Annotated in this window: 27 protein-coding genes; 6 read left to right on the top strand and 21 right to left on the bottom strand. The window is 69.2% G+C overall.

The window, feature by feature from the left end; all coding sequences use genetic code 11:
* Nucleotides 1-18 precede the first annotated feature (18 nt).
* Nucleotides 19-1149, top strand: coding sequence for an XdhC family protein (locus DVH23_RS00325; RefSeq protein WP_114575445.1), 1131 nt, complete (start codon nucleotides 19-21; stop codon nucleotides 1147-1149).
* Nucleotides 1150-1320: 171 nt separating this feature from the next.
* Here DVH23_RS00325 and DVH23_RS00320 read toward each other — a convergent pair whose 3' ends face one another.
* The 5 genes from DVH23_RS00320 to DVH23_RS00300 form a co-directional block, all read right to left on the bottom strand.
* Nucleotides 1321-1818 (bottom strand): DUF3592 domain-containing protein, encoded by a 498-nt coding sequence (locus DVH23_RS00320; protein ID WP_114575444.1) that lies wholly within the window; start codon nucleotides 1816-1818, stop codon nucleotides 1321-1323.
* Nucleotides 1819-2093: 275 nt separating this feature from the next.
* Nucleotides 2094-3158, bottom strand: coding sequence for a hypothetical protein (locus tag DVH23_RS00315; RefSeq protein ID WP_114575443.1), 1065 nt, complete (start codon nucleotides 3156-3158; stop codon nucleotides 2094-2096).
* Between the two features lie 125 nt (nucleotides 3159-3283).
* Nucleotides 3284-4891, bottom strand: a complete 1608-nt coding sequence (locus DVH23_RS00310) for an AarF/ABC1/UbiB kinase family protein (RefSeq protein ID WP_114575442.1) — start codon at nucleotides 4889-4891, stop codon at nucleotides 3284-3286.
* 75 nt (nucleotides 4892-4966) lie between these two features.
* Entirely contained in the window at nucleotides 4967-5416 is a 450-nt protein-coding gene (locus DVH23_RS00305; RefSeq protein WP_114575441.1) for an Hsp20/alpha crystallin family protein, read from the bottom strand.
* A 53-nt stretch (nucleotides 5417-5469) separates the two neighbouring features.
* Complete coding sequence (locus DVH23_RS00300) at nucleotides 5470-6288, bottom strand: E3 ubiquitin--protein ligase (RefSeq protein WP_114575440.1); 819 nt, start codon at nucleotides 6286-6288, stop codon at nucleotides 5470-5472.
* An 83-nt stretch (nucleotides 6289-6371) separates the two neighbouring features.
* On the opposite strand from DVH23_RS00300, the gene glp reads away from it, so the two are divergent.
* The 3 genes from glp (at nucleotide 6372) to DVH23_RS00285 (ending at nucleotide 10257) form a co-directional block, all read left to right on the top strand.
* Nucleotides 6372-7613, top strand: a complete 1242-nt coding sequence (glp, locus tag DVH23_RS00295) for a gephyrin-like molybdotransferase Glp (protein WP_114575439.1) — start codon at nucleotides 6372-6374, stop codon at nucleotides 7611-7613.
* Between the two features lie 34 nt (nucleotides 7614-7647).
* Complete coding sequence (locus tag DVH23_RS00290) at nucleotides 7648-9513, top strand: molybdopterin biosynthesis protein (RefSeq protein WP_114575438.1); 1866 nt, start codon at nucleotides 7648-7650, stop codon at nucleotides 9511-9513.
* A gap of 66 nt (nucleotides 9514-9579) precedes the next feature.
* Complete coding sequence (locus tag DVH23_RS00285; protein ID WP_114575437.1) at nucleotides 9580-10257, top strand: helix-turn-helix domain-containing protein; 678 nt, start codon at nucleotides 9580-9582, stop codon at nucleotides 10255-10257.
* A 44-nt stretch (nucleotides 10258-10301) separates the two neighbouring features.
* On the opposite strand, the gene DVH23_RS00280 is transcribed toward DVH23_RS00285, so the two are convergent.
* The 11 genes from DVH23_RS00280 to DVH23_RS00240 form a co-directional block, all read right to left on the bottom strand.
* The gene (locus tag DVH23_RS00280; protein ID WP_114575436.1) at nucleotides 10302-10934 is read right to left on the bottom strand and encodes an HAD family hydrolase; all 633 of its coding nucleotides are present in this window, start codon (nucleotides 10932-10934) and stop codon (nucleotides 10302-10304) included.
* A gap of 106 nt (nucleotides 10935-11040) precedes the next feature.
* Nucleotides 11041-11166: a hypothetical protein gene (locus DVH23_RS24930; protein ID WP_255565097.1), complete on the bottom strand. Its 126-nt coding sequence runs from the start codon at nucleotides 11164-11166 to the stop codon at nucleotides 11041-11043.
* Nucleotides 11167-11169: 3 nt separating this feature from the next.
* A complete protein-coding gene (locus DVH23_RS00275; protein WP_114575435.1) occupies nucleotides 11170-12672 on the bottom strand; it encodes a PQQ-binding-like beta-propeller repeat protein in 1503 nt (500 codons plus the stop codon).
* A gap of 105 nt (nucleotides 12673-12777) precedes the next feature.
* Nucleotides 12778-13149: an LWR-salt protein gene (lwrS, locus tag DVH23_RS00270; protein ID WP_114575434.1), complete on the bottom strand. Its 372-nt coding sequence runs from the start codon at nucleotides 13147-13149 to the stop codon at nucleotides 12778-12780.
* A gap of 1 nt (nucleotide 13150) precedes the next feature.
* Nucleotides 13151-13435: a 4a-hydroxytetrahydrobiopterin dehydratase gene (locus DVH23_RS00265; RefSeq protein ID WP_114575433.1), complete on the bottom strand. Its 285-nt coding sequence runs from the start codon at nucleotides 13433-13435 to the stop codon at nucleotides 13151-13153.
* A 72-nt stretch (nucleotides 13436-13507) separates the two neighbouring features.
* Entirely contained in the window at nucleotides 13508-14821 is a 1314-nt protein-coding gene (hemA, locus tag DVH23_RS00260) for a glutamyl-tRNA reductase (RefSeq protein ID WP_114575873.1), read from the bottom strand.
* Entirely contained in the window at nucleotides 14821-15477 is a 657-nt protein-coding gene (locus tag DVH23_RS00255; RefSeq protein WP_114575432.1) for a bifunctional precorrin-2 dehydrogenase/sirohydrochlorin ferrochelatase, read from the bottom strand. Before DVH23_RS00255 ends, hemA begins: the two co-directional genes overlap by 1 nt.
* 4 nt (nucleotides 15478-15481) lie before the next feature.
* Complete coding sequence (locus DVH23_RS00250) at nucleotides 15482-16597, bottom strand: Lrp/AsnC family transcriptional regulator (RefSeq protein WP_114575431.1); 1116 nt, start codon at nucleotides 16595-16597, stop codon at nucleotides 15482-15484.
* A gap of 41 nt (nucleotides 16598-16638) precedes the next feature.
* Entirely contained in the window at nucleotides 16639-17436 is a 798-nt protein-coding gene (locus DVH23_RS00245; protein WP_114575430.1) for a ZIP family metal transporter, read from the bottom strand.
* Nucleotides 17437-17478: 42 nt separating this feature from the next.
* The gene (locus tag DVH23_RS23370; protein WP_157972290.1) at nucleotides 17479-17631 is read right to left on the bottom strand and encodes a hypothetical protein; all 153 of its coding nucleotides are present in this window, start codon (nucleotides 17629-17631) and stop codon (nucleotides 17479-17481) included.
* A 56-nt stretch (nucleotides 17632-17687) separates the two neighbouring features.
* Complete coding sequence (locus tag DVH23_RS00240; protein ID WP_114575429.1) at nucleotides 17688-18656, bottom strand: D-2-hydroxyacid dehydrogenase; 969 nt, start codon at nucleotides 18654-18656, stop codon at nucleotides 17688-17690.
* Between the two features lie 196 nt (nucleotides 18657-18852).
* On the opposite strand from DVH23_RS00240, the gene DVH23_RS00235 reads away from it, so the two are divergent.
* Nucleotides 18853-19848: a TIGR04024 family LLM class F420-dependent oxidoreductase gene (locus DVH23_RS00235; RefSeq protein WP_114575428.1), complete on the top strand. Its 996-nt coding sequence runs from the start codon at nucleotides 18853-18855 to the stop codon at nucleotides 19846-19848.
* On the opposite strand, the gene DVH23_RS00230 is transcribed toward DVH23_RS00235, so the two are convergent.
* The 3 genes from DVH23_RS00230 to mce all read right to left on the bottom strand — a co-directional run bounded on the left by DVH23_RS00230 (nucleotide 19845) and on the right by mce (nucleotide 22271).
* Complete coding sequence (locus DVH23_RS00230; RefSeq protein ID WP_114575427.1) at nucleotides 19845-20531, bottom strand: 6-hydroxymethylpterin diphosphokinase MptE-like protein; 687 nt, start codon at nucleotides 20529-20531, stop codon at nucleotides 19845-19847. The genes DVH23_RS00235 and DVH23_RS00230 overlap by 4 nt on opposite strands.
* Before the next feature lie 50 nt (nucleotides 20532-20581).
* Complete coding sequence (gene folP, locus DVH23_RS00225; protein WP_114575426.1) at nucleotides 20582-21736, bottom strand: dihydropteroate synthase; 1155 nt, start codon at nucleotides 21734-21736, stop codon at nucleotides 20582-20584.
* Nucleotides 21737-21875: 139 nt separating this feature from the next.
* On the bottom strand, nucleotides 21876-22271 hold the full coding sequence (gene mce / locus DVH23_RS00220) for a methylmalonyl-CoA epimerase (protein ID WP_114575425.1): 396 nt from the start codon (nucleotides 22269-22271) through the stop codon (nucleotides 21876-21878).
* A gap of 188 nt (nucleotides 22272-22459) precedes the next feature.
* Here mce and DVH23_RS00215 point away from each other — a divergent pair, with 188 nt between their 5' ends.
* Nucleotides 22460-24415 (top strand): ABC transporter ATP-binding protein, encoded by a 1956-nt coding sequence (locus DVH23_RS00215; protein ID WP_114575424.1) that lies wholly within the window; start codon nucleotides 22460-22462, stop codon nucleotides 24413-24415.
* A gap of 26 nt (nucleotides 24416-24441) precedes the next feature.
* On the opposite strand, the gene DVH23_RS00210 is transcribed toward DVH23_RS00215, so the two are convergent.
* Both DVH23_RS00210 and DVH23_RS00205 read right to left on the bottom strand, forming a co-directional pair.
* Complete coding sequence (locus DVH23_RS00210; protein WP_114575423.1) at nucleotides 24442-26121, bottom strand: methylmalonyl-CoA mutase; 1680 nt, start codon at nucleotides 26119-26121, stop codon at nucleotides 24442-24444.
* Nucleotides 26122-26219: 98 nt separating this feature from the next.
* Entirely contained in the window at nucleotides 26220-26813 is a 594-nt protein-coding gene (locus tag DVH23_RS00205) for a GNAT family N-acetyltransferase (protein WP_114575422.1), read from the bottom strand.
* Nucleotides 26814-26823 lie beyond the last annotated feature (10 nt).

Below are 26823 nucleotides of genomic sequence, written 5' to 3'. Positions count from 1 at the left end.
GCAACCCGAAGGGGGCGTATGACCGATCGGGAGGGCGACTGGAGCGCCCCGAGCGCCGACGTGTTGGCACGGATCCGCGAGGTCCGGCGAGCGGGTCGGGAGGCGGTGGTCGCCACCGTCGTCGCCGTCGAGGGAAGCGCCTACCGACGGCCGGGTGCGAAGATGGTCGTCGACCGCGAGGGCGGCGGCTTCGGGCACATCACGGCGGGCTGTCTCGAGAGCGAGGTCGCCGGACTCGCGAGCGACGTGCTCGCGGCGGGCGAGCCCCGGATCGAGCGCTACAACCTGATGGACGACGAGGGCGACGTCTGGGGGCTCGGCGTCGGCTGCAACGGGATCATCGACGTCCTCGTCGAGCCCGTAGACGAGCGTTACGACCCGCTGGTTTCCGCAGTCGAAGCCGACGAGCCGATCGCGTCGCTCACCGTCCTCGACGGCGACCTCCCGCTCGGGACGCGGGCGTACTACCGCGACGAGGAGGTCGAGGGGTCCGTCCCCGGCTGGTTCGCCGACGGGATCGAGAGGCTCGCGGTGCGCGTGCTCGAGGATGGCGGCAGCGAGAGCGTCGAGGTCGCCGGCGAGGCGGGCGAGGCGACGGTCTTCGCCGACGGAATCCGGCCCGACCCGCGGCTCCTCGTGATCGGATCGGGCCACGACGTCGGTCCCGTCGTCGATCTCGCCGAGCGAAACGGGTTTCACACCATCGTCGTCGGCTTCCGGGGCGGGGTCGATCTCGAATCGCGGTTCCCCGAAGCCAGCGAGCACGTCTCGACCTCGCCCGCCCGGATCGGCGACGACGTCGACCTGGCGGGGTACGCGGTCGTGATGACTCACAACTTCGTCGACGACCGGCTCGCGGTCGGCGAACTGCTCGGCCAACTCCCCTACGTCGGGTTGATGGGACCTCCCGAGCGGTTCGAGGAGATGCGAGATGCCTTCGAGGAGGAGGGTCGCCAGCTCAACGAGGGGGAACTCGAGAGTCTCTACACTCCGGTCGGGCTCGATCTGGGTGCCGGCTCACCCTACGGCATCGCGACGAGCATCGTGAGCGAGATCCTGGCGGTTCACAACGGCCGGGAGCCGGCCCACCTCGCCGAGCGCGAGGGCCCGATCCACGACCGGCGCGAGGCGGAGCTTCCGGGGGAGTAGTCCGTCGGTAGCGTGTCGTCGAACTCGTCACGACGCGTTGTTCTCTGCTTAGGCCGGATTATCTGCTCCCTTCAGATGCGTATTTGCCGTCACCTCTCCGTCGATTCGGAGGTGGGCGTGTTCGGAACGACCAGTTGAAGGTCGTGTTTGCTTGTTGGATAGTGGGTCGAGTCAGCGACTACGATACCGCTTCATAGCTGACGCGCCACCGACGAGAACAAAGAATAAGCCGATGGCGACGACGATGAGCGGCGCGTTCGATGTGTCCTGTTTTAGAAACGCGGCTCCGGGATTTGCCGGATCAAGGTAGGCAGTAGCGGACTCGTTGACTGAATATCCATCGATGACAGAACGAGCCTCCGATTCGGTGTCGTAATTCGGGGAAATAGTTGAAGGGAACACATTCGTGCTTGTGTAGCTTGTTTCTTCGTACTCGTATGTGAAGCGGACTGTTGGGCGGTAGTCCACACCAGTACTACTCCCGGCTGAAGTCGATTCGACATCGAGTTCGGCGATTTCAGCGTTGACTTCAACAGCATCTGCGACGGCATCGGATTGCTGGGTATAGTCATATACTCCGTAGCCGGTCGCTACGAGGCCAATCACCAGCATGATAGCCGCGCCACGAAGTGTACTTGGGCCGTTAATTGAGAGGCCATCGTTACCCATTCTACTTCATCACCGTGTGGTGGGATTTGGCAAAGTGAAAGAGTCCGTTTTGAAACGGCTGACGGACTTCGCAGGGCACGTACACATATGCCGTTCTTTCGTCGCAACTCATATACATTTCCCTCCAGTCGTAGGCAACCAGACCACTCTACCGCGACGCTGAAACTGCGCGCGATTCTGCCGTCGCTCTGTACTCTACTAAGGTCACACCTACCTGCTCTACCGAGCGATGTCGAGTACTGACGAACGACGTCCGGAATCCAGTACCGGGTTCTCTATCGGCCGAACCCCACGGACTCCGCGGGCGGTTCGAGGGGACTCGCCGGCAGTTCGTCGGCGACCGCGGGATCGTTGTAGCGCCGGGGCGCGACGTCGTTGGGCGTCTCGGGGTAGTAGATCGCCGCCAGCGTCTGGATCTGGCCGCGGCCGACGCCGAGTTCGAACTGGCCGCCGCCGTACATCGAGATCCCGCGCTCCTCGCAGTGGTCGATCGTTTCGAGGAGCGATTCGATCGAGCCGAACCGGGAGGGCTTGATGTTGAGCCAGTCGGGTTCCCAGGGGAGAGCGCGGACGTCCTCGATCCCGTGGATCGGGGCGTCCCAGGAGGTTCGCGAGCGGACCTCGTTCTCCTCGAACAGCTCGCGGGTCTCGTCGGTGAGCGCGGGGTCCTCGACGATCGCATCCGGAAAGCCCTCGATGACGAGTTCGTAGAGGTCGGGGTCGGCGGGGTTGTCGACCTCGGTTCCCTCGTAGGCCCCCTTCAGGTCCGCGATCCGGACGGCGCCGGTCTCGGCGAGCTCGGCGACCAGGTCTCGGTCCCAGTCGGCGGTGGGATCGAGTTTGAACTCGAGGCCGGGAACCCGCTCGCGCAGTTCCTCGACCCGGTCGATCCGCGGGGGCTCGCCCAGGCGCGTGCTCGCGACGAACCGGACCGGGTCGGCGCTCCGGCCGACCGCCGAGGCGAGGTCGGTATCGGCCTGACGGAGCGCGAGGTCGAGCGCCGCGCTCTCTACGCCCCACCGCCGGTAGTTCCGGAACTCCTCGCGGTCGGGTGGCTCGGGAAACAGATCGAGGTCGACGAGGCGGGCCGAAAAGGAGTCGACGGTGAACTCGCCGGTGAGGTCGGGCAGCCCGGCATCCGCGAGGGCGTCGTGGTCGTCGGCATCGTAGGTAACGTCCTCTCCCCGGCCGGTGTGGGCCTCCTCGCCGTCGCTTCCGGTCAGCGCGAACTCGGTGGTCGCCCGGGCGAAGCCACTCGAGGTCTCGCGTTCGCGTCGCTGGGTCGAGACCGCGTCGATCCGGAGGGGGAGATCCGCAAGGTCGCCGTAGTCGGATGCCATACCCCTTTCTCGACAGCGGGAGGAAAACGGTTTTCGGCTTCCGTCGGCCCTCTCCTCGGGTCGGAGACGAGTCGGTGCACCGTCGATCGCATCGATCGACCGGTACATCGCCGTCTCTGGGCCTCTCAGTCGTCCTCGCGGCGCTGGCGGAGGTTCTGGCGGGTGAACTGGGGCGCCGACCCGAGCGACCGGCGGGGCTGGCGGAACGATCGGTAGAGCTGGATCCCGATGGCCGCGGTAAACACCGCCGCGACGATCGCCGCCAGGGGGGCCTCCAGCGCGTAGAGGACGCCGATCGAGAACAGCCCCATCGTCAGCAACATGCCGTAGACGAGCCGCTTGGCCAGTTTCTCGAAGGCCCGGTCGGCGTCCTCGACGCCGACCCGGACGAAGAGGTCGTCCCGGTCGAGGCGATCCAGGGCCCGCTCGCTCTTGGGGAGGATCCGGGTCGCCGACTCCGCCGACTCCCGAACCCGTTCGCCACCCTCCTCGAGATACCGGCGGACCGACTCCTCGCGATAGCCCTGCTCGGTGAGGTAGTCGGTCGCGGTGTCGATGAAGTCGAAGTCGGGATCCAGCGTGACACAGACTCCTTCGACGACGGTCGCGACCCGCAGTACCAGAGCGAGGTTCGCCGGAAGCCGGAACGGGAACTCGTAGATCGAGTCCTCGATCCGGCCGATGATCTGCTGGACGCGGTACTGCTCGACGTGCTCGCCGCGGGCGTCCTCGATGGCGAGTTCCATCACCTCCGCCATCACCTGGCGGTCGGCTTCCGGCGAGAGCGTGCCGATGTCGATGAGGACGTCGAGGATGGCGTCGGTGTCGCGGTTGGCGACGGCGACGTAGAACTCGACGATCTTCCCCTGGACGAACTCGTCGACCCGGCCGGACATCCCGAAATCGTAGAAGACGATCCGGCCCTCGTCGTCGACCGCGAGGTTCCCGGGGTGGGGATCGGCGTGGAAGACGCCGTCGTCGATGATCATCCGGAGATACGCCCGCTCCAAGTTCTCGGCGATGCGGCTCCGGTCGATCCCGCGTCGCTTGAGCTCATCGACGTCGTTGATCTTCGTTCCCCCGACGTACTCCATCGTCAGCACGCGGGGGCCCGAGTGGCTCTCGATTACGGCCGGAACGGCAAAGCGGTCGTCGCCCGCGAAGTTCGACCGGATCTCGGCGAGCATCGTCGCCTCGCGCTCGTAGTCCATCTCCTCGCGGATCGTCCGGGCGAACTCGTCGGCCAGGTTCTCCAGGGAGAACGCCCGGGAGTCGTCCACGAAGTACATCAGGATCGGAAGCGACCACCGGATCACCCGGAGGTCGGCCTCGACTAACTCCTCGACCTCGGGCCGGCGGACCTTCACCGCGACCTCCCGCCCGTCGACCGCCGCGCGGTAGACCTGGCCCAGGCTCGCCCCGCTGATCGGGTCGGTGTCGAAGGTCTCGAAGCGTTCCTCGACGGGCCCGAGTTCGGCCTCGACGACGGGCTTCGCGTCGGCCCAGTCGGCGGGGGGAACCTCGTCCTGGAGCGCCGAGAGCACCTCGATGTACTGGGGCGGGAGGACGTCGGGGCGGGTCGAGAGCAACTGGCCGAGTTTGATGAACGTCGGCCCGAGGGTCAGCAGCGAGTCGAGCAGGCGGGTCGCGCGCTCGCGGCGGACCTCGCCCCCGACCCGGCGCGGCCGGCCGAACAACAGGAAGCGCCGGCGGTCGCGGGCGTAGGCGAGCAGGAGGGGAAGGAATCGTCCGGCGACGAGGACGAACCGTCGGTACGCGCGGAGGGTGCCCAGGCGTTTCCACCCCGATTACGCCCGGTCGCCGTCGGTTCCGTCCTCGCCGTCGGCCGTCGTCGAGGACTCGAGGGAGCCGGCGTCCGTGTTGGAGGCCGCCGCCTCCGTGGAGCCGTCGGCACCGTCGGCGTCACCGGCGCTCCGCCGACCCCGGTCTTTGGGTAGGCGGATCTCCAGGACGCCATCGGTGACCGTCGCCTCGGGGTCGCCGGCAGCGTCCCGGGGGAGTGGGAGGGAGGCGTCGAAAAAGAGCGACCGGTTCTCCTCGACGTAGCGGTACTCCTCGGGAAGGTCCTTCTCGCGTCTGGCCTCGACCCGGACCGTGCCGTCCTCGACGGCGACGTCCACCGTCTCCGCGGAGACGCCGGGAACGTCGAGGACGACCAGGTACGCCGCCTCGCTCTCGAGGAGGTCGAAGAACACTCCGTCGGGGAGGTCCCGCAACGCGTCGCGGAGCGGTGACATGGCTACGGGTTCGAACGCCGCTACGAAAAAGGCCGCGGTCCCCGGCGGGCCGGCTACAACCGGAGGAAAACGAGGACGGCGGCGACGACGCCGACCCCGGCGAGGACCGACGCAGTGCCGACGAGCGCCGCCTTGAGCCCCAGCCGGCGCTCGCTTCGATCCGAGATCAGGAAGGGGTAGCCGACGAAGCGGTGGCGCAGCCGGACCCAGCGGTTCGGATCGAGGATGGCCTCTCCCACACCGACGGCGGCGTTGACCTGGCCCGACCGGGTCGCGACCGTCGTGTCGTGGCGGGCGATACCGAGCACGTGGACCTCGCTGCCGGGGTCGAGCCGGTACTCGGCGAAGCGCCGGTCGTTGCCCGTCTTGAGCTCGAACACCCGGAGATCGATCGACGTGTCCTGGGAGTCGATGTCGTCGTCGCTGTCGATGTAGCGGGCGATCCGTTCGGGCGGGCGGGTTCCGCCCTCGACTTCGACTCTGCCGTCCCGGGAGAGCCGGAAGTCCGCGCCCGGCGGCTCGACCAGGACGCTCGCCGAGCCGTCGTCCACGAGGAAGGGGACGTACTCCTCGCCGGAATCGATGGTTTGCCAACTGCTCGACTTGCCCGAACTCCGGTACTCCTCGACCTCGTAGACGCAGGCCAGGCAGTCGGCTCCCGAAAACGGTGCCTCCACCGTTCCGCGGACCGGCCGCGCCTCGCCCCGGAGTTCGACGGGGCCGCCCTCGGTCGTCTCGAGGACGGAGTCGGGTCGCGACCGGAGGAGGTGGGAAGCGAGGCGGAGCTCGCTCGCGCCGTAGGCGACGACGAACGCGGCGGGGACGGCCACGACCAGGACGACGGCCACGGGGACCGGATCCGTCAGGACCATACGGAACGTGTGAGAGAACGGAAGGATAACTGTCCCGGTCGCCTCCCGGCACGTTTTTGACTCTTACCCGCCCCTGTCGGGACATGGACGGGCTCGACGACGATCGCTCCGAATCGGGGTTCAGGTCGCGGACGCCCCTTTCAGAGGCCCGCGAGCGGTTCCGGGCGGCCGTACCCGACCCCGACTTCGACCCCGTTCGCCTCGAACTCGCAGCGGCCGACGGTCGGGTGCTCGCTGCGGCCCGGTCGGCCGCCCGGAACGTTCCCGACTACGAGCGGGTCGCGATGGACGGCTACGCCGTCAGAGCCGAAGACACCTTCGACGCGGGCGCGCGCTCGCCGGCCGTCCTCCGCGAGGTGGAGGGGACCGTCGAGCCCGGGACCGCACGGCGGGTCGACACCGGAACCGAACTCCCCGAGGGCGCCGACGCCGTCGTCCGGATCGAGTACGCAGAGCCTTTCGGGGGCGACGTCGAGATCACCGATCGGGTGACCGTCGGCGAGAACGTCGCACCGGTCGGTGAGGACGTCGCCCGCGGCGACCCTCTCTTCGAGGCGGGCCGTCGCCTCGGCCCCTCCGCGCTCGGACTGCTGCGGTCGGTGGGCGTCGAACGGGTTCCCGTGGCCCCCCGACCGACCGTCGGCGTCGTCCCCACCGGAGAGGAACTCGTCCGGGCCGACGCCGCGCCCGGCGAGATCATCGAGACCAACGGGCTGACCGTCTCCCGGTTCGTCGAGCGCTGGGGCGGGCGGGCAACACATCGGAACGTCGTCGACGACGACCCCGAGGCGCTGCGGGTCGCGATCCAGCGCGACCTCACGAAGGACGTCGTCGTCACCACCGGGGGGTCCTCCGTTGGTGAACGGGACCTCCTCCCCGAGACCATCGAGGGGTTGGGCGAGGTGGTCGTCCACGGCGTCGGGATCAAACCCGGCTACCCGGTCGCTCTCGGAGTCGTCGAGGGAACGCCCGTGATCGCGCTTCCTGGCTACCCGGTCGCCGCCATCGTCGCCGCAAACGCCGTTCTCCGGCCCCTGCTCGCGTGGCTCCAGGGAACCACAGTCGAGACCCATCCCGCGAGGACGGCCAGGCTCGAGCGCAAGATCCCGAGCGAGCCGGGGATCAGGACGTACGCGCGAGTGGAACTCGCCGGGAGCGAGGACGAAGACGGCGGGAGCAACGAGCGGGTCGCGACCCCGATCCGGGCCGGCGGCGCGGGCGTGCTCTCGAGCGCGGCGCTGGCCGACGGCTGGGTGGTCGTGAGCGAGGCGAGCGAGGGGATCCCGGCGGGCGAGACCGTCGAGGTCGAGGACTGGGAGCCGTAAGGACGTTTTTGTCGATCGGCCGCCAACGGCCGCCATGGACAGAACGGAGTTTCGCGACCTCGCCTCCCCGGCGGAGGTCCGGGAGACGATCGATTCCCTCGCGCTGGAGGGAGGGGTCGACCGGGTCTCCATAGAGGAGGCACAGGGACGCGTGCTGGTCTCGCGGATCGAGTCGGACCTCGACGTCCCCGGGTTCGACCGGGCGAGCCTCGACGGCTACGCGCTGCGAGCGCGGGACACGTTCGGGGCCGACGAAGCGGATCCCGCCGATCTCGCGGTCGTCGGCGAGGTCCACGCAGGGGAGGAACCCGACGTCGAGGTCGGCGAAGGGGAAGCGATCGAAATCTCGACGGGCGCGGTGATGCCCTCCGGCGCGGACGCGATGGTACCAGTCGAGCGCACCGATCCCGGCCAGGGGCGGGTGTTGGTCCGGACCGCAGTCGCGCCCGGGGACAACGTGATGGTCGCGGGCGCGGACGTCGCCGCGGGTGACCGGGCGCTCGGCCCCGGCACCCGCCTTTCGGCCCGCGAGGTCGGCCTGCTGTCGGCGATCGGGGAGAGCGAGGTCCCCGTTCGGGCGCGTCCTCGGGTGGGCATCGTCTCGACGGGCGAGGAACTCGTCCGGCCCGGCGGGGAGGTGGACAGTTCCCGGGGCGAGATCTACGACGTCAACAGCTACACGATCGCCGCGGGCGTCTCCGAGGCCGGCGGCGACCCGGTCCTCTATCGCCACGCCGGCGACGACCGCGAGGAACTCGAGGGCGTCCTCCGGGAGGCGGCCGGGGAGTGTGACCTCGTGCTTTCGTCGGGGTCGACCAGCGCGAGCGCGGTCGACGTCGTCTACCGCGTGATCGAGGAGCGGGGAGAGCTCCTGCTCCACGGCGCGGCGATCAAACCCGGCAAGCCGATGCTGGTCGGCGAACTCGGCGGCGCGGCCTACGTCGGCCTCCCCGGCTACCCGGTGTCGGCGATGACGATCTTTCGCGTGTTCGTCGCCCCGAAACTCCGCGAGGCCGCCGGTCTCCCCGAACCCGCGACGGCGACCGTTGAGGGACGGATGGCCGTCGAGGAGCGCTCCGAGGAGGGCCGGCTCCGGCTCGTCTCCGTGGGACTCGTCGAGGGCGGCGATGGCGATCGGCTGGTCTACCCCGTCGACAAGGGAAGCGGCGCGACGACGAGCCTCGCCGACGCCGACGGCGTCGTCCGCGTCCCCCCCGAGACGGCCTACCTGGGGGCGGGCGAGGACGTCTCCGTAGAGCTGTTCTCGCCCTCGACGCGTCCGCCCGCGCTCCTCGGCGTCGGCGAGGCCGACCCGACCTGGAACCGGCTGCTCGATCGCCTCGAGAACCCCCGATATCTCCCCGTCGGCTCCCGGCCCGCCCGCCGGCGCTTTCGCGAGGGAGTCCCCGACGTCGCCGTCCTGGGCGAGGCCGATGCCCGCGAGGCCGACGGCGACCGCCTGGCAAGTTGGGACCGCGAGTGGGGGCTGGTCGTCCCGCCCGGAAACCCCGCCGAGCTCGAGGGCCTCTCGGATCTCGTCGAGCGCGACCTCCGGCTCGCGACCCGATCGACCGACGCCTCGCTCCGGGCCGCCCTCGACGACCGTCTCGAGGCGGTCGCCGACGAGCGCGGGGCCGATCCACGGGAGCTCCGCGATTCGATCACGGGCTACGGGCTCGGCCTGGCCGGCGTCGAGAGCCCGGCTCGGCGGGTTCTCGCGGGCGAGGCCGACGCCGGGCTCGGGCTTTCCGACACCGCGGCCCGACTCGACTGCGGGTTCGTCTCGCTGGGCCACGAACGCCTCCGACTCGTCGCCGACCCCGACCGGCGGGCGAAGTCGGGAGTGGCGGAACTCGAGGCAACGATCCGGGAGAGCGACCTCCCGATCGAGCCCGCCTGACAGCCCCGCGGACAGTCTCCGGGAGCGGGGGCGCGCTATTTACCGGCGGACGGTATAGGTGGCGCGATGCCAGCGATCACGGAGTTCCGGCTGCCGGCGGCCGACGTCGCCCTCGAGACCACCCTCGACCGAGCGCCGGGAGCGACGATCCGCCTCGAGCGGTCGGTTTCGATCGGGTTCCCCGCGGTACTCGTCTCGGGGAGCGCCCTCGAGACGATCGACGCGGCGCTCGCGGCAGACGGCTCGGTCGACTCCTTCGAGCGCCGCTCCCGGAGCGACCGAACCCTCTACGACGTCGCCTTTGACCCGCCCGCCCGGGACCGCCTCGAGGCGGTGCTCGCGGGCGAGGGGACCGTCCTCGAGGCGACCGCCGCAGGAGGACGGTGGCACCTCGAGCTGCGATTCCCCGACCGCGAAACCCTCTCCCGGAGCCACGACCGCCTCGCCGAGCGCGGGATGGAGGCGACGATCGAGCGGATCGCGAACGTGACCGACGGCTCGGGGGCCGGCCGGGCCGGCACGGAGAGCCGGCTGACGCCCGAACAGGAGGAGGCGCTGTCGGCGGCGTTCGAACACGGCTACTTCGAGATCCCGCGGGCGATCTCGATGGAGGACCTCGCCGCCCGCCTGGGGATCTCCCACCAGGCGCTCTCCGAGCGGCTCCGGCGGGCCTACGGCACGCTCGTCGAGGCCGAGTTCCGGACCGCCGCCGGGGAGAGACCGAGCCTGGGAGCGCCCGGCTGAGACGCTCGGAGACGTCGTCCCGAAATCGCCCTACGGCGGCCCCATTAGTCCGCGGCCAGCTCGTCGAAGCTCTCGACGCGGTAGTCCCCGAGCACGCACCGCCCGCGCCGGTCGTGGCCGACCCGCTCGACGTGGATCGCATCGAGGCCGGCGTTCCAGGCGGCGCCGACGTCGTTCGAGCCGTCGCCCGCGAGCACGCCCCGGCTCCCGTCGGCGACCCCGAGGTCGGCCATCGCGCTCTCGACGGGTGCCGGATCGGGCTTCCAGCCGGTCTCCTCGGTACAGCAGACGACCGTGTCGAACCAGTCGCCGATGTCGAGACCGTCGATGACCGGCTCCGCGAGAAAGCGCTGACAGTGGGTTACCAGGCCCACCGGCCCGTCGAGATCGGCGACGAAGGCGGCGTCGGGATGGAGGTAGGTCTGTTCGGCCCGGACGAGGGGGTCCTCCTCGGCGTGAAACGCCTTCCAGAACGCGGTCGGCTCGATCCCCCAGGCCTCGAGCTGGCGGTCCCGCGAGCCGCTCAGGCCGTGCCAGAGCACCTCGGCCTCCCGATCCGAGAAGGGCCGGCCCAGCCGGTCGCCGACCGCGTCGAACACCTCGCGGGTGTAGGCCCACTCGACGTCGATCAGCGTGCCGTCCAGGTCGAGCAGCCAGAAGTCGTAGGCGGGGACCATGCTGTATGCAGGACACGGGAATTGGGTGCCCGAACGTAAGAAATTGTCGCCGGGAACGGACCGTCCGCCCGACTACTTTCCGGATACCGACGGGTGTGTCGGGCGGCTACTCGGCGAGTGTCAGCGTTCCGCTCTCGGCGCAGTCGCCGGCGGTCACGGTCCACTCGTTGTCGCCGACCGAGAGCTCGCCACACGGGACGGCGTGGAAGCTCGCATAGCAGTCGCCGGGCACGACCTACACGGTCACCGACTCGGAGACGTCGCCGGCCTCGAGGGTGATCGTGACGTCGGCGGCGTCCTCGCCGTGGTTCCAGACCCTGATATCGACGCTCGCGGACTCGCCGCGAGCGATCGAGTCGGGAGCCGACACCGAGAGCTCGAGGGACGGGTCCTCGTCCTGGCCGTCCTCGGGCTCGTCGCCTCCTCCGTCTCCGTCCCCTTCGGGCTCGTCTCCCGCCGGCTCCTCGTTCCCCGAGTCTTCGTCGGCGGGGTCCTCGTCTTCGGGCTCCTCCCCGGGTTCGTCCTCCGAGTCCCCGGACTCGTCGTCTTCGGAGCCATCGCGGTCGTCGAGACCGGACCGAAGTGCGAGCAGTTCGTCATTGCGGCTGACGTAGACTGTGTCCTCGTCGGCAGCGACCCAAGTGAACCCGCCGTGGGACCATTCGGAGCCGTCGAACGCGTACTGCCACCGTTCCTCGCCGGTCGAGAGGTCGTAGGCCACGATCCGCTCATCCGTTCCTTCCCCTCCGACCTTCGGGGTAGCATGTGCCGTTACTACGGTGTCGCCGACGACCACCGGGACGCTGTACGGGAAGATGGCATCACCCTCGTACTGCCACGTTTGCTCGACGCCGTCGGAAAGATCGTACGCCGTGAACTCGTACGGTCCGTTGGTGAAGAAAATCCCATCCGTGATTAGTATGTCTTCTGCAAGGTCCGACACGACCCGTTCCTGGGCACCCATCGGATAGAGATACGCAATCTGGTCGCCGCCCGACCAGACGGCGACGTGACCCGACCCTGCAGTGAGCGTCTCTATGTCCATGAAATGGCTCAGCGACCATTCGGTCTCGCCCGTTTCCGGATCGAACGCTGCGATTCCCGAATTGCCGCTATCGGGAAGCGGTGAACTGGCGTAGACGCCCTCTTCATCTGCGTCCCCGAGCGTCACTTCCTCGCCGGTCTTCTCGAATTCGTCCTCACCGAGCTCCCAACTGACCTCGAAGCTGTCGCGTTCCCACCGGATCGAGCCGTCGTCGGCATCAAGGGCGTAGAGGGTTCCCTCGGCGGAGGTGTAGACCGTTCCGTGTGCGACCGCGATCCCGTTCCCGCCGACCTCGCTTTCCCATCGCTCTTCTCCCGTTTCGGCATCGAACGCCCGAATCGACTCCCCGGCAGTGTACACGGCGTCGCCCTCGACCACGGGTGCTCCGCTGGCCCCGATGTCGTCCGTCTCCCACTCGAGCGACCCGTCCTCGGCGTCGAGCGTCGAGATGCTCCCGTTCTCCTGAGTGTGGACCCGGCCACCGGTCGCGACGGTCGTATCGATCCGGTACGATCCGTCGTATCGCCAGGCGACCCCGTCCGGCCGCCCGAAGTCCCCATTGCCGGAACCGCCGCCTTCCGCTCCGCCCTCGCCGTCGTCGCCCTCCTGGGCGGTCGCCGTCGACCCGAGCAGTCCACCCGCCGCCAGTGTCGTCCCCGCCGCCATCAGTGTTCGCCGATCGAGTTTCCGCATACTCGATGATTTCAGACTACCTACTTATCGCCTGCGCTCACACTCCAGTGACACGAACGGCGACGTCGGTCGTCGCCCCCCACGACGGTCCACTACCGACCCAATCTATGGCTCCCGGATCTCGAGGCTCGAGCCGAAATACTTGGTCAGCACCTCCGAGACGTTCTCCGCGTTGAACGCTTCCAAGTCGTCGGCGACCGCTTCCTTGAACCGCTCGAAGGAGTCGGGGTCGGCCTCCAGGGCCCGGAAGTCGACGGACTCGACTTCGATTCCGATCTTTTCGGCCAGCAAGCGCCGGACGTGCTCCCGATCGGAAACCTCCCCGCGCCAGACGAGTTCTCGAAACTCGAGCCAGCCCTCGCTCCCAGGTTCCGGCGCCGAGAGCAGACACCGGCGTTCGATCGTCGGCGGCTCCAGCGAGATTTCCGGGGGAGTCTCGGGACGCAGTCGGACGCCGAAGGCGTACCGAATTCCCATCTCAGTCGCCGTCGTAGGCGCCGTCGACCAGTTCCGCCATCTCGACGTCGGCATCGGTGATCCCGCCCTCCTCGTGGCTCGTAAATCGGACCTCGACCTCCTCGTACTCGATCCGGATCTCGGGGTGGTGGAACTCCTCCTCGGCGATCTTGCCGACCTCGCTCGCGAAGTCGACGCCCGCGAGGTAGTCGTCGAACCCGTAGCTCCGGACGATCTCGTCGTCCTCGCGGTGCCACTCGTCGGGAGCCTGCTCCTCGATCTCGTCGTCGGAAAGGAGTTCTGCCATGTCCGATCGCTCGCCGGCCACGCGGATAACGGTTGTGCCGGCCGCGTCGGCCCGCCAGGGGCGACGACCGTCTCAGTCGTCGTCGACCGCCTCGAGGGGACGCTCGGAGCCGGAGTCCTCGAACGTGGAGGCCGGGGAGTCGGCCCCGAACTCGGGGTCGAACAGCTGGAGGGCCGTGCTGATCGTGGCCCAGTCGTCCTCGGCGGCGGCCTCCCGGAGGCTCTTCGTCGGTGCCGCGAGTAACTGGCCCACGAGCGAGTCGGCCATCGCCTCGAGGACCTCCCGGTGGGCGTCGGTCACCTCTCCGTTCTCCTCGAGCCGGGCGATCGCCGTCTCGACCTCCCGGCGCTTGGTCCGTTCGGCGCTCTCGTACATCGCGGCGATGACCTCGTCGGCCCGGGCGCGCTTGTACTGCTCGACGAGGCGGTCGAACTCCGCGTCGATCATCGCCTCGACCTCGCGGGCCGCCTCGACCCGCCGGCTGCGGGTGTTCTCCGTGACGGACTCGATGTCGTCCAGGTCGTAGACCGCGACGCCGGGCAGGTCGCCCGCGGCGGGCCGGACGTCCCTGGGCTGGCCGAGGTCGACGACGACCGCCTCTCCCCCCGACTTGAGGTCGTCGGGCTCGACGACCGGGTCGGGGCTTCCGGTGGCGGCGACGACGACGTCCGCGCGGGGCGCGACGCTCCCGACGGCGGGCAGGGCGACGGCCTCGCCGGGAACCTCGAGCTCGGAGACGACGTGTTCGGCGTGGGGCAGGGTCCGGTTGGCGACGATCAGCTCCCCGACCCCGGCCGCCGCGAGGCGTTCGGCCGCCAGGCGAGCCATCTCGCCGGCACCGACGACGAGGGCGGTCGCCCCCGCGAGGTCGCCGGCCTCCCGTCGGGCGAGCGAGACCGCCGCCGAGCCAAGCGAGACGACGCCCTCGTTGATCGCGGTCTCGGTGCGGGCGCGCTCGCCGACGTGGATCGCCTTCGTCACACTCGTCTCCAGCAGGTCGCCGATCCCGCCGACCCCGCGGGCGTCCTCGTAGGCGGTCCGGACCTGGCCGATGATCTGGTCCTCGCCGACGACGACCGACTCGAGGCCCGACGCAACGCGCAGCAGGTGGCGCAAGCTCGCGTCGTGGCCGGCGTAGACCGTCGCCGCCTCGGGAACGCCCGCGAAGAACTCCGCGAGCACCGCCCGGCCGACGCTCTCGTCTGCGGCGACGACGTAGGCCTCGATCCGGTTGCACGTCGAGAGGACGTAGGTCTCCTCGACGTCGGGGTGGGCGAGCAGGTCGGAGACGGCGGTCCGCTGGCTGTCGGGACTCGCCGCGGCGATGTCGTCGACGCTCGCGCCCTTGTGGGTCACCCGGGCGCTGGTCACGACGCCGGCGTCGATCACCCCGACTCACCCCCGCCCTCGAGCCGGTCGAGTACGTCCTCGATCACTTGCCGGTCGTTGGGGGCTCCGGTACGTAAACCTGTCCAAACGGCGGGCGAGGCGACGGCGTCGCCGACCAGTTCCCGGCGCCGGTCGGGAGCCACCCCTCGTGCCTTGAGCTCCGTCCGAAACTCCCCCAGGAACTCGGCCATCGCGCCCGCACCCTCGATCTCCTCTTCGAGTTCGCGCCGGAGGTCTTTGCTCAGTGCGGGGGCGGCACCGCCGGTCGCGATCGCGACGATGACGGGGTCCTCCCGGACGGTGGCGGGAACGACGACGCTCCCCTCGCCTCGATCCCTTCCCGCCCGATCCGCGCGGTTGACCAGGATCCCCCGGTCGCGGGCGGCATCGGCGACCGCTCCGTTCAGCTCCTCGTCGTCGGTCGCGGCGACGACCAGCGCCGGCTCGACGCGTTCGAGCCAGTCCTCGATCGCTTCCCGATCCGGTGCTGCCCGGACCAGTTCGGCGTCGCCGAACGACGCATCGGTGAACTCGGGGCTCACGACAACGGTCCGGGCCTCGCGGGCGAAGCGCCGGGCCTTCCGGGCGCCGACGCTCCCGCCGCCGACGACGAGCACCGTCGACTCGCTGAAGTCGTGAAAGAGCGGGATCATCGGTTCAGTTCCCGTCCGGAGCGCGCTCGGCGCCGGACCCGGCCCCTTCCGCCTCGCCCCCGCGATCGCCGTCGGTGTTGGCGCTCGCCCGTTCCTCGAGGCGAATCCCGGTCTTCTTCAGGATCTCCGTCGAAAAGAGGGTGTCCCAGTCGTCGTCAGCGACGTCCCAGAACCTCGCCATCCGCTCGCGGACCGCCTCGATGCGCTCCTCGCTCTCTCCCTCGCTCCGGCCGTGGGTCATCGCGAAGAAGTTGTACGGCCAGACGCCCTCGTGGCGCGGGCGCTCGTAGCAGTGGGTGACGAACGGAAGCGAGGCGATCGCGGGGCCGACTTCCTCCACCAGATCGTCGGGGACGTCCCAGACGGTCATCCCGTTTTCCGTGTAGCCGAGCGCGTAGTGGTTCGGGACGACGCCGACCCGCCGGATCTTTCCCTCCCGGTCGAAGCGTTTGATCGTCGCCCGGACCCACTCGGCGTCCCGCCCGATCGCCGCCGCGACGTCGGCGTACGGCGTCGGCGAGAGCGAAAGGCCCCCTTGAATCTCGACGACCAGATCGCGCTCGGCCGGCGAAAGCGTCGTCCGGTCCGTGGGTTCGACGTCGGGCCCCTCCTCCGAAAGGTCGATCCCGCCCTCAAGTGGCCCATCGACGTAGAACTTCGCCTCGACGCGGAACTCCCGTCGTTTGGGGAGGTTGTAGACCTTCTGGCCGGTCTCGGCTTCGATCTCTGCGAGAACCTCGCCGACGCGATCTTCGTCCGCGACGCTGACGACGAACCAGACGTTGAGATACGGGTGTTCGCGCTCGTAGTTGTGTGCGACCTCCCGGAAGTCGTTGATCGCCCCGACGACCTCGTCGAAGCGCTCCTCGGGCGCGTGGGTCGCCACCAGGGTCGCGGTTCCACCGATCTCGCTCGCGTCCACGAGCGCGCCGAACCGGGAGAGCACGCCCCGCTCGTCAAGGTTCCGGATCGTCTCGAGGAGTTCCTCGGAACCGATCTCGACCCCCTGCTCGTTCATCGCTCGGGCGGCGACCGCGAAGGGGTCGGAAGCGACCGGGAACCCGCCCTGGAAGGCATTGACGACGGCCCGTTCGCGCTCGGTGAGGTCGACGCTGTCCATGGTCGGGCTGGGGGGTGGCGAGCCTAACCGTTGTCGGTTCCCTAGATCGCGAGCAGGGGAACCATGACGAGGACTCCGAGGGCGAACCCGCCTGCGAGTTCTCGGAGCCCGCCGCCGGGAAGTCCCTCGCCGATCTCGCGGGCCTCGGGGACGAACTCGCTGGCCACGAGGTAGATCATCGCGCCCGCGGCAAAGCCGAAGCCGACCGCCAGGAGGTCCCGGGCGAGTCGGACGAAGGCGAACGCGAGGACCGCACCGACGGGTTGGGGGAGACTCGAGAAGATCGCCCACCAGACGAGCCGCCAGTCGGCGATCCCCATCGACCGCAGCGGAATCGCGATCGCCGTCCCCTCGGGGACGTTGTGGATCGAGATCGCGACGGTCATGAAGATCGCGAGCAACGGGACGGTGATCCCGAGAAGGGGGAGTCCGCCCTCGAGCCCGAGGTCGGCGAAGGAGACGCCGATCGCGACGCCCTCGGGGAAGCTGTGGACGGTCAGCACGCCCAGGATGAGCGCGAGCTTCCGGCGGTCGGCCTCCGCATAGGCCCGGGGACCGACGTCCGCCCCCGATAGGGCCCGGCGAGCGACGACGACGAGGACCACACCCGCTACGATCCCGGCCCCGAGCTCGAGGGGCGTTCCCGCGGCCAGCCCCTCGTCGAGCAGCCCGAAGGTAGAGGCCGCGACCATCACGCCCGAGGCGATCCCCCAGAGGACGACGTTGCGGCGGTCGCTGATCGTATCGAAGTAGAGAAAGGGGAGGGCGCCGATCCCGGCCGCCAGCGCGGTCACGAGGCCGGCGACGAAGACGATCGCGAGGTTCTCCGCGAGGCTCACGCCGGCTAGTCGGGAGAGGGGTACCTAAAGGCTCGTTCGCTCTCAGGCGGGCCGGAACGCCGATTCCTCGCAGCGGTCGCACTCGTCGCGGCCGTTCCGGATCGGGCCGCCGTCGGCCAGTACGCACATGACGAGTTCGGACGCGCAGTTCGTACACTCCCCGCGAACCTTCGTCACCCCGCCGTAGCGGTGCATATCTATAACGTTCGTTCTACTGGTATAAGCGTTACTCCTTCACACGCCCACTCATCTCACGGGTGGACCTGGTTCCGCAATCCCTCCGTCGAGCCGTTCTCGGCGATCCGTTCGGCGTTTCCCGCGACGATGTCGGCCAGGCGATCGTAGTAGGCGGGGGTGTGGCCGGCGTTGTGGGGCGTGATCCGGACGTTCTCGAACCCCCACAGCGGGTGCTCTTCGGGAAGGGGTTCGGGATCGGTGACGTCCACGGCAGCCCCTCGAATTCGGTTCGATCGCAACGCCGAGACCAGCGCGTCGGTCTCGACGACTGGCCCCCGGGCGACGTTTACGACCACCGCGTCGGGATCGATCGTGACGAGTTCCTCGCGGCCGATCAACCCCCGGGTCTCGTCGGTCAGCGGACAGGCGAGCACGAGGTAGTCCGTCCGCGCGAGCGCCTCGTGGATAGCGTCCTCGCCGAAACCGACGACCTCGTCGGCCGGCCCGCCCTTCTCGGCGGTGTAGCGAACCCCGATGGTCTCGACGCCGAAGGGCTCGAGCCGCTCCAACACTGCTTCCCCGATCGCGCCCATCCCGACGACGGTCACCGTCGAGCCCTGAAGCTCCGTGGCCTGATAGTGGCGCCACTCCCGGCGGCGCTGTCTGCGCTCGCCGACGTGGAACCGACGAGTGAAAGCGAGGATCGACCCGAGGACGTGTTCGCCGATGTTCGGTCCGTGTACGCCCGACGCGTTGGTGACGGTCACGCCCCGCTCGGCGAGGGCGTCCATCGGGAGGTGGCCGGTGCCCGCGTACGCACACGCGAAGACCGCCATTTTCTCGGCACGGGCGAGGAGGTCCTCGTCGATCGTCATCCCGGTGACGATCCCGGCATCGCGGATCTCCTCGCGTTCGGCCGCCGGGGTCCGGGCGAGCCGGACGTCGTAGTCGGGAAGCCGCTCGCGAAGCGCCTCGGCGTACGCCTCGACCGGCGTCCCGTGGGTTCCGGTCCTGAGGACGAGCAGGTCGCGTCGGGCCGTCATACCCCCTTCGATGGAGGGCGGGGCCAAAAAGGTCCCTTCGTTCGTCAGTACCGACCGAAAGAGGGGTCGTCACGACGGCCGGGGCGATCGACGACCGCGCAGGCGGCCGACCGACGGAAACTCGGTGGGGGTTGAATCCGTTTGAACGCCATCCATCGGTACCCACCGTTATGGCGAGGGCGTCCGAATCGGCGATATGGAGCGCTCCGTCCACCTTCCCGTCGCCGCCCAACCAGACGTCGAAACGGTCGTCGGTTTCGCCCGCTCGGCCGAGCGCGAGGGCTACGACCGGGTCTGGCTCCCCGAGACGTGGGGCCGGGACGCCGTCACCGTCCTGACGACGATCGCCCACTCCACCGAGGAGATCGGGATCGGCTCGAGCGTCCTCCCGATCTACTCGCGCTCGCCCGCGTTGCTCGGCCAGACCGCGGCGACCCTCCAGGAGGTTTCCGAGGGGCGATTCCGGCTGGGAATCGGCCCGAGCGGCCCCGCGGTCATCGAGGGCTGGCACGGCGCCGACTTCGACCGCCCGTTGCGCCGGACCCGCGAGACGATCGAGATCGTTCGGGGAGTTCTCTCGGGAGAGACAGTGAACTACGACGGCGACTCGTTCACCCTCGCGGGGCTCCGCTTGCGCTGTGCTCCACCCGACGAACCCGTCCCGATCGACGCCGCCGGGATGGGACCGAAGTCGGTCGAACTCGCCGGACGGTTCGCAGACGGCTGGCACGGGCTCGTCCTCACGCCGGAGGGCGTCGAGGAGCGGCTGGCGGACCTCGCTCGGGGGGCGGAACTGGGCGACCGGGACCCCGACGACGTCCGGGTCACGATCTCCGTGACCGCCTGTGCGCTCGCCGACGGCGACCGCGCCCGCGAGCTCGCACGCCGGCACATGGCCTTCTACCTCGGTGCGATGGGGACCTACTACCGCGACTCCCTCGCCCGCCAGGGCCACGGCGACGTCGCCGAGGCGGTCGCGGCCGCCTGGGCCAGCGGCGACCGGGAGGAGGCACTCTCGCTGATCTCCGAGGACCTCCTCGACGAACTGTGTGCGTCGGGCCGGCCGGAACGCGCCCGCGACCTGCTCGAGCGGTTCGCGGCGATCGACGGCGTCGACGACGTCGCCGTCGGCTTCCCGCGGGGCGCGACGGAAGCGGAGATCGAGGCGACGATCGAGGCGCTCGCTCCTTAGATCGGCGGCTCGTAGCGCTCGCGGCGGCCGTCGAGAACCGAAAACCGCTCCTCCCGACGGGTTTCGAGCCAGGCGAGCAGCCGCCCGGCCCACTCGAGTTTCTTCGCTTTCATCGGGTCCACCGAGGAGTCGTCGAGGTCCCAGCCGACAAACAGCAACCGAGACGCGCCGAAGTGATCCGCGAGGAAGGCGGCCCGATCGCCGTCGGTGAACCCGCCGAAGTTCTCGACGGGACCTCGGGGTTCGGCCTGGGTCGTCGCCAGGACGGAACCCGGAGAGCAGTCGGGGACGACCTCGCGAACCAGGTCGACGTTGTCGCCGTGGGCGTGGACCGCGACGGGCGTCCCTCGCCGGGTGAGCCGGCGGACGGTCTCGGGGTTCTTGTCGAGGTCCGTGACCATGCAATCGACCCCGACGCCGCCATCCTCGAGCCGATCGACTGCCGTCGAGGCCGCGACGACGAGGTCGGCCCCGCGGGCGCGCTCGAGGGCATCCGGGTCCGTCAGCGAGGGACCCGCACCCGCGATCGCGACGGTCGCCCCCGAAAACGCCGGCAGGTGCTCGCGATCGAAGGGGTCCGTGAGACCGACGAGGACGTCCCGGGCGCGCTCGTCGGCTCGCCGGTCGAAGCCGAAGTCGGCGAGGATCTTCCGGTAGACCGGCTCCCACGTCTCGAACTCCATGCGTCCGGCGGTTGACGCCGACGGCACAAAAAGGGGTCCGTGCCCCGCCGTCACTCGAGCACGTCCCGAAGCGCCTCCCCGACCCCGTCGAGACGGCTTCCGATCGAGCGCAGGTCCGAACGGCGTCCGGCGAGCGCAACCGTCTCCCCGAGGGAGACGGCGGTCGCTTCGGTCTCCCAGGCCGCCCGCTCGACGGCTCCCCGCTGGGCGGACTCCAGCCCGTCGATCCGGACCAACCGGGGGCTCGCGTCCGCAATCGCGCCGTTGGCGTGGTCGGCCACCAGGGCCTCGAACTCGCTGGGTTCCATGGAGGTCACGCTGACCCCCCCGTCCTCGCTCGAGCGCCGATCGGCGAACTCGCGACCGATCGCCGCCGCGTCCCGGGTTTCGGCGACGTCGTGGGTCCGGAGGACGTGGGCGCCTCGCTCGACGGCGAGCGCGGTCGCCGCGAGGCTGACCGGCAGCCGTTCGTCGGTCTCCCGGCCCGCGATCTCGCCCAGGAAGTTCTTCCGGTTGATCGAGACCAACAGCGGGCGGCCGAGCGCACGGAACTCCGCCAGCCGGCGGAAGGTTGCCCGGTCGTCCGCGAGGGTCTTCGCCTCGCTCCAGCCCCCGAAGGCGGGATCGACGATCGTCTTCTCGGTCAGTCCGTTTCGCTTCAACGCCTCGTATATCATGTCGGCGTAGTCGGCCGAGTCGGCCCACTCCGGGGACTTCCTGGCGGCCCAGTCGATCTCCTCGACGGCGCCCGGCCGCCGTAGATCGTCGGGGCTCGCCATCTTCACGACGGCGGCGTCGTGATCCCGGCAAACGTCTGGCATCTCCGGGTCCGTGAAGCCACAGACGTCGTTGACCATGTCGAACCCCCGCAAGAGGGCCTCGTCGGCGACCGCGCCGTACCGGGTCTCGATCGAGAAGACGGCCTCGCCCGAGACCGCCTCGACGGTCTCGCAGGCGACGTCGAGCCGATCGAGTTCCTCGTCCTCGGAGAGGACCTCGAATCGCTTGTTCGCCGACTCGAGCCCGACGTCGACGATGTCCGCCCCCTCCCCGATCAGTTCCTCGTCGACGTAGGCGGCGGCCTCGTCGGGGTCGTCGTGGACGCTGGGATCGTACGGCGACTCCTCGCTCACGTTCAACACGCCCATGATCCGCGGGGGGTGGTCGTCCCCGATTCCCACTCCTGCGGCCTCTACGCTCTCCATGTTGGTGCTCCGGGAGCGCAGACAAAAATGGATCGCGGTTCCGGCCGGTCGGGAGTCATAGGAGCGGAGACGACGATGTGCCGTTCGGTTGCGCTACCGATGTCGCGACCGACGGCGCACTGACTCGTCTCCGACCCGATCAGTGCTCGACGAACTCGAGGAGCACGCCCCCCGTCGAGGCGGGGTGACAAAAGGCGACCCGGTGGCCCCAGGCTCCCTCCCGGGGCTCCTCGTCGACGAGTTCGACGCCGCGCTCTCGGGCGCGCTCCATTGCGCCTTCGATCCCTCCGTCGCCGTCCTCGACGCGGACGGCGAGATGGTGGATCCCCGGGCCGCGCTCGGCTATGTAGTCGGCGACCGCTCCTCCGCCGTGGGGCTCGAGCAGTTCGAAATAACCGTTTCCGAGATCGAGAAAGACGACGTCCATCCCGTCGAAGCGTTCCTCGTGGACGACCGCACAGTCCAGCAGGTCGGCGTAGAGCCCGGCGAGGGAGGCGGCGTCGTCGGTCGCGATCCCGGCGTGGTCGAAGCGCATCGTCTCCCCTTTGTCCGACCGCGAGGTGAGCGTTACGCTCCCCGGTCGGCCGGTCTCGAGGGCGGGTCGGCCGAGGACACGAAACGGAGTTCGTACGGGTTGATGATGCGGTTTTCGGAGAGCCAGCGAGGGTTTCCGGCTGGCGGCTCCTTATCAGTAGCCGTCGTGAACGCCGAGTCCACCACCCGATGCCATCCGACCCACACGGCAGTTTCGAGGACATACGCGACGGAATAGACGGCGATCCGATACTGAAAGCGTTCGAGTACGCGATCCCCTACTGGTTCCCGCTGCTCGTCGGGTTCGTCTCGACGATGGTAAACCGCGCGGCGCGGCTGTTCCCGGCGCTGATGCTCGCCGCGGCGATCGACCTGGCGGTCCGACCCGGCGGCGGCGTCGACGAGTTGCTCGCGGCGACGGGACTGATCCCGACCGAACCGCTCGCCGAGGAGGCCGTCGGCGACCGCCTCTCCCTGCTTTACTACCTCGGCGGGCTGACGATCGCGGCCTACGTGATCCAGTCGGTGACCCACTTCACCTCCCGCTACTTCTTCCAGACGACCGCCCAGCGCCTCCAGCACGACCTCCGGATCGACACCTACGACCACATGCAACGGCTCTCGCTTTCGTTTTTCAACGACCACCAGACCGGTGGGATGATGGCGATTCTCAACAGCGACGTCAACCGGCTGGAGGACTTCTTCAACAACGAGCTCCGCCAGATCACCGAAGCCGTGATGATCTTCGGGCTGGTCGGTGCCTGGATGCTGTACACCGCGCCCGAGCTCGCCGTCTTCGTGCTCGCGCCGGTGCCGATCATCGCCGTCGTCACCGCGAAGTTCATCATCTGGATCGAACCCAAGTACAAGCGCATCCGCGAGCTCGTCGCCCGGCTGAACACCCGCCTCTCGAACAACCTCGGGGGTGCAGCGATCGTCAAGTCCTTCGACCGCTACGACGTCGAGAACCGCCGGGTCGGGAAACAAAGCGAGGGCTACCGCGACGAGAAGATCGGCGCGATCACGGTCAGGAAGGCCTTCTTCGCCTCGCTTCGCCTGATCGTCGGCGCGATGTTCGTGATCACCCTCGTCGTCGGCGGCCGGTCGGCGATCACCGCCGGCGGGCTCACCGCCGGCACGTTCGTCACCTTCTTCCTCTACCTCCGGGAACTCGACGGGCCGATGACCCGGATCGGGAAGACCGCGAACAACTACCAGAAGGCCAAATCCAGCGCCGAGCGCGTCTTCGGCGTCCTCGCCCACGACTCCGAGGTTCAGTCGCCCGACGACGGCACCGAGCCCGACGAGATCGACGGCGAGGTCGCCTTCGAGGACGTCCGTTTCAGCTACGCCGACGACGGCGAGGAGATCCTCCACGGGGTGGACCTCGAGATCGAGGCCGGCGAGACCGTCGGCTTCGCGGGCACGAGCGGCTCCGGGAAGTCCACCCTGCTGAAGCTCCCGCCCCGGTTCTACGACGTAGACGAGGGCTCGGTCAGCGTCGACGGCACCGACGTCCGGGAGTACGATCTCCAGGCGCTTCGCGACCGGATCGGGGTCGTCGAGCAGGACCCCTACATGTTCTCGGGGACGATCCGGGAGAACGTCGCCTACGGCGACCGGGAGGCCTTCGAGGCGCTCGTCGATGGCGAGGCGGTCCCCGACGAGGTCGAAGGCCGGATCCGCGACGCCGCGAAGGCCGCCGGCGCCCACCGGTTCATCGCCGACCTCCCCGAGGGGTACGACACGATGGTCGGCGAACGCGGCGTGAAGCTGTCAGGGGGTCAGCGCCAGCGGGTCTCGATCGCCCGGACGATCCTGAACGACCCCGACGCGATCGTTCTCGACGAGGCGACCAGCGACGTCGACACCGAGACCGAGACGCTCATCCAGGAGAACCTGGACGAACTCACCGCCGACCGGACCGCCTTCATCATCGCCCACCGGCTCTCGACGATCCAGGATGCCGACCGGATCGTCGTCATGGACGAGGGCGAGGTGATCGAGACCGGCACCCACCGCGAACTCGTCGCGGAGGGTGGCGCCTATGCCGACCTCTGGGCGTCCCAGACCGGCGACGGCGAGAGCGAGGGGGTCGGCGAGGACGACCGCGACCGTCAGCGCCCCGTCGAGGCCGACGACTGACCGGTCGGGGCGATCGGCCGTGGCGCCTACACGGCGTCGGGCTGGTACTCCCCGAACTCCCCGCGGAGAACGTCACAGATCTCCCCGACCGTCGCGTACGCCTTCACCGCGGCGACGATCGGGGGCATCAGGTTCGCCTCGCCCGCCGCCGCGTCGGCGAGGTCGGAGAGGCGGGCCTCGACGGCCTCCCCGTCGCGGTCCTCGCGGACGGACTCGAGGCGCTCTCGCTGGCGGCGCTGGTCCTCCGCGGTGACCTCCTCGACGTCCATCTCCGACTCCTCGTCGACCTCGAACTCGTTGACGCCGACGATGATCCGCTCGCCCTCGTCGATCTCGCGCTGGCGGTCGAAGGCGGTGTCCTGGATCCGCCGTTTGACCCAGCCGCTCTCGACGGCCGGGAGCATCCCGCCCCGGTCCTCGACGTTCTCTAAGATCCCGTAGGCCTCCGCCTCGAGTTCGTCGGTGAGGCTCTCGACGTAGTAGCTGCCGGCCAGCGGGTCGATCGTGTCCGCGGCGCCGGACTCGTGGGCGAGGATTTGCTGGGTCCGCAGCGCGGTTCGAACGGACTTCTCGGTCGGCAGCGAGAGGGCCTCGTCTTTCCCGTTCGTGTGGAGGCTCTGGGTTCCCCCCAGAACCGCGGCCAGCGCCTGGTAAGCCACTCGAACGACGTTGTTCTCGATCTGCTGGGCGGTGAGCATCGAGCCGGCGGTCTGGGTGTGGAACTTCAGTTGCGTGGATTTCGGATCCCGGGGGTCGAAGTGTTCCTCGACGATGTCGTGCCACATCCGGCGGGCGGCACGGAACTTCGCGACCTCCTCGAAGATGTCGTTGTGGGCGTTGAAGAAAAAGGAGAGCTGGGGTGCGAAGTCGTCGACGTCCAGTCCCGCCTCGACGGCCTGCTCGACGTACTCGATCCCGTTGCCCAGCGTGAAGGCGAGTTCCTGGGCCGCGGTCGAACCGGCCTCCCGGACGTGATAGCCCGAGATCGAGATGGTGTTGAAGTTCGGGACCTCGGCGGCACAGAACTCGAAGACGTCGGTGATGATCCGCATCGAGGGCCCCGGCGGGTAGATGTAGGTGTTCCGGGCGATGTACTCCTTCAGAATGTCGTTCTGGATCGTCCCCCGCAACTCCTCGCGGGGGACGCCCTGCTCGTCGCCGACGGCGACGTACATCGCCAGCAGGACCGAGGCGGGCGCGTTGATCGTCATGCTCGTCGAGACCGAGTCCAGCGGAATCTCCTCGAAGACGGTCTCCATGTCCGCCAGCGAGTCGATCGCGACGCCCGCCTTCCCGACCTCGCCCTCGGCCAACCCGGCGTCGGAGTCGTACCCCATCTGGGTCGGGAGGTCGAACGCCATCGAGAGCCCGGTCTGGCCCTCGTCGAGCAGGTAGTGAAACCGCTCGTTGGTGTCTTCCGGCGTCGAGAACCCGGCGTACTGGCGCATCGTCCACAGCCGCCCCCGGTAGCCGGTGGCGTACACGCCGCGGGTGTACGGCTCCTCGCCGGGAAACCCCAGATCCTCGCCGTAGTCGAGGTCTGCGACGTCCTCGGGGGTGTAGAGCCGGTCGACCTCCTGGCCGCCAGTATCCGTCCGGAAGCTGTCCCGGCGCTCGCCGAAGCGCTCGAGGAGGGGCTCGACCGTCTCGGCCTCCCACTCCTCGCGGCCCTCGCGGATCTCCGCCAGGTCGTCGGCGTCGAACATACCGATCGTGTTCGCCGGTGCGGGGCTTCAAGGTTGAGAAACGGACCCGGAAGCCCGGGAGCCGGCCGCCGACCGGGAGGAACTGCCTCGCGAGAGTTTCACCGACCGGTGTCGTACTTGTAGGTCGCCGTGTCGGGATCGATCCCGAAGTCCTCGGGGGTCTCCTCGCTTCCCTCCTCTTCTCTGTCCTGCTCGCTCGCGTCCTTGAACGCCTCACGGAGCCGCTCGGGCATCCGGAACGTGGCGGGGTCGATCCGCAGCGGCACCGCTTCGGGATCCGAGCGGTCGCGTTTCTCGTCGAGGCGCTCGTCTACGGCCGCCGGTAGCTCCGACCGATCGATCCGTCGGAAGCCCAGCCGTTCGAGATAGTCGGCCTCGCCGGTCAGCGCGTACACCGCGTCGAACCCGTCGTCGGCTGCGTACTCGAGCAGGCGTTCGACGACGTGGGCGCCGACGCCCTGGCCGCGCCAACTCGAGAGGACGCCGATGCTCGTCAGCTCGCAGGCGTCGTCGCCGTCATCGGTCGCCTCCGTGTGGACGCGGATCCGGCCGAACCCGGCCTTCTCGCCGGACTCCTCGTCGATGGCGACGACGTAGTCCCTGGAGCGAAAGGCGGTGTCGTCGAGGCCCATTCCCTCGATGTGGTCCAGAAGCCAGACCTCCTCCCGGTTTTTCGCGTCCCGTACGTACATGGTCGGCGGT

This window comes from Saliphagus sp. LR7 (genome assembly GCF_003344565.1).
Classification (GTDB): domain Archaea; phylum Halobacteriota; class Halobacteria; order Halobacteriales; family Natrialbaceae; genus Saliphagus; species Saliphagus infecundisoli.
The sequence above is the reverse complement of the archived record's forward strand: the minus strand, read 5'-3'. Positions and strand labels throughout refer to the sequence as shown.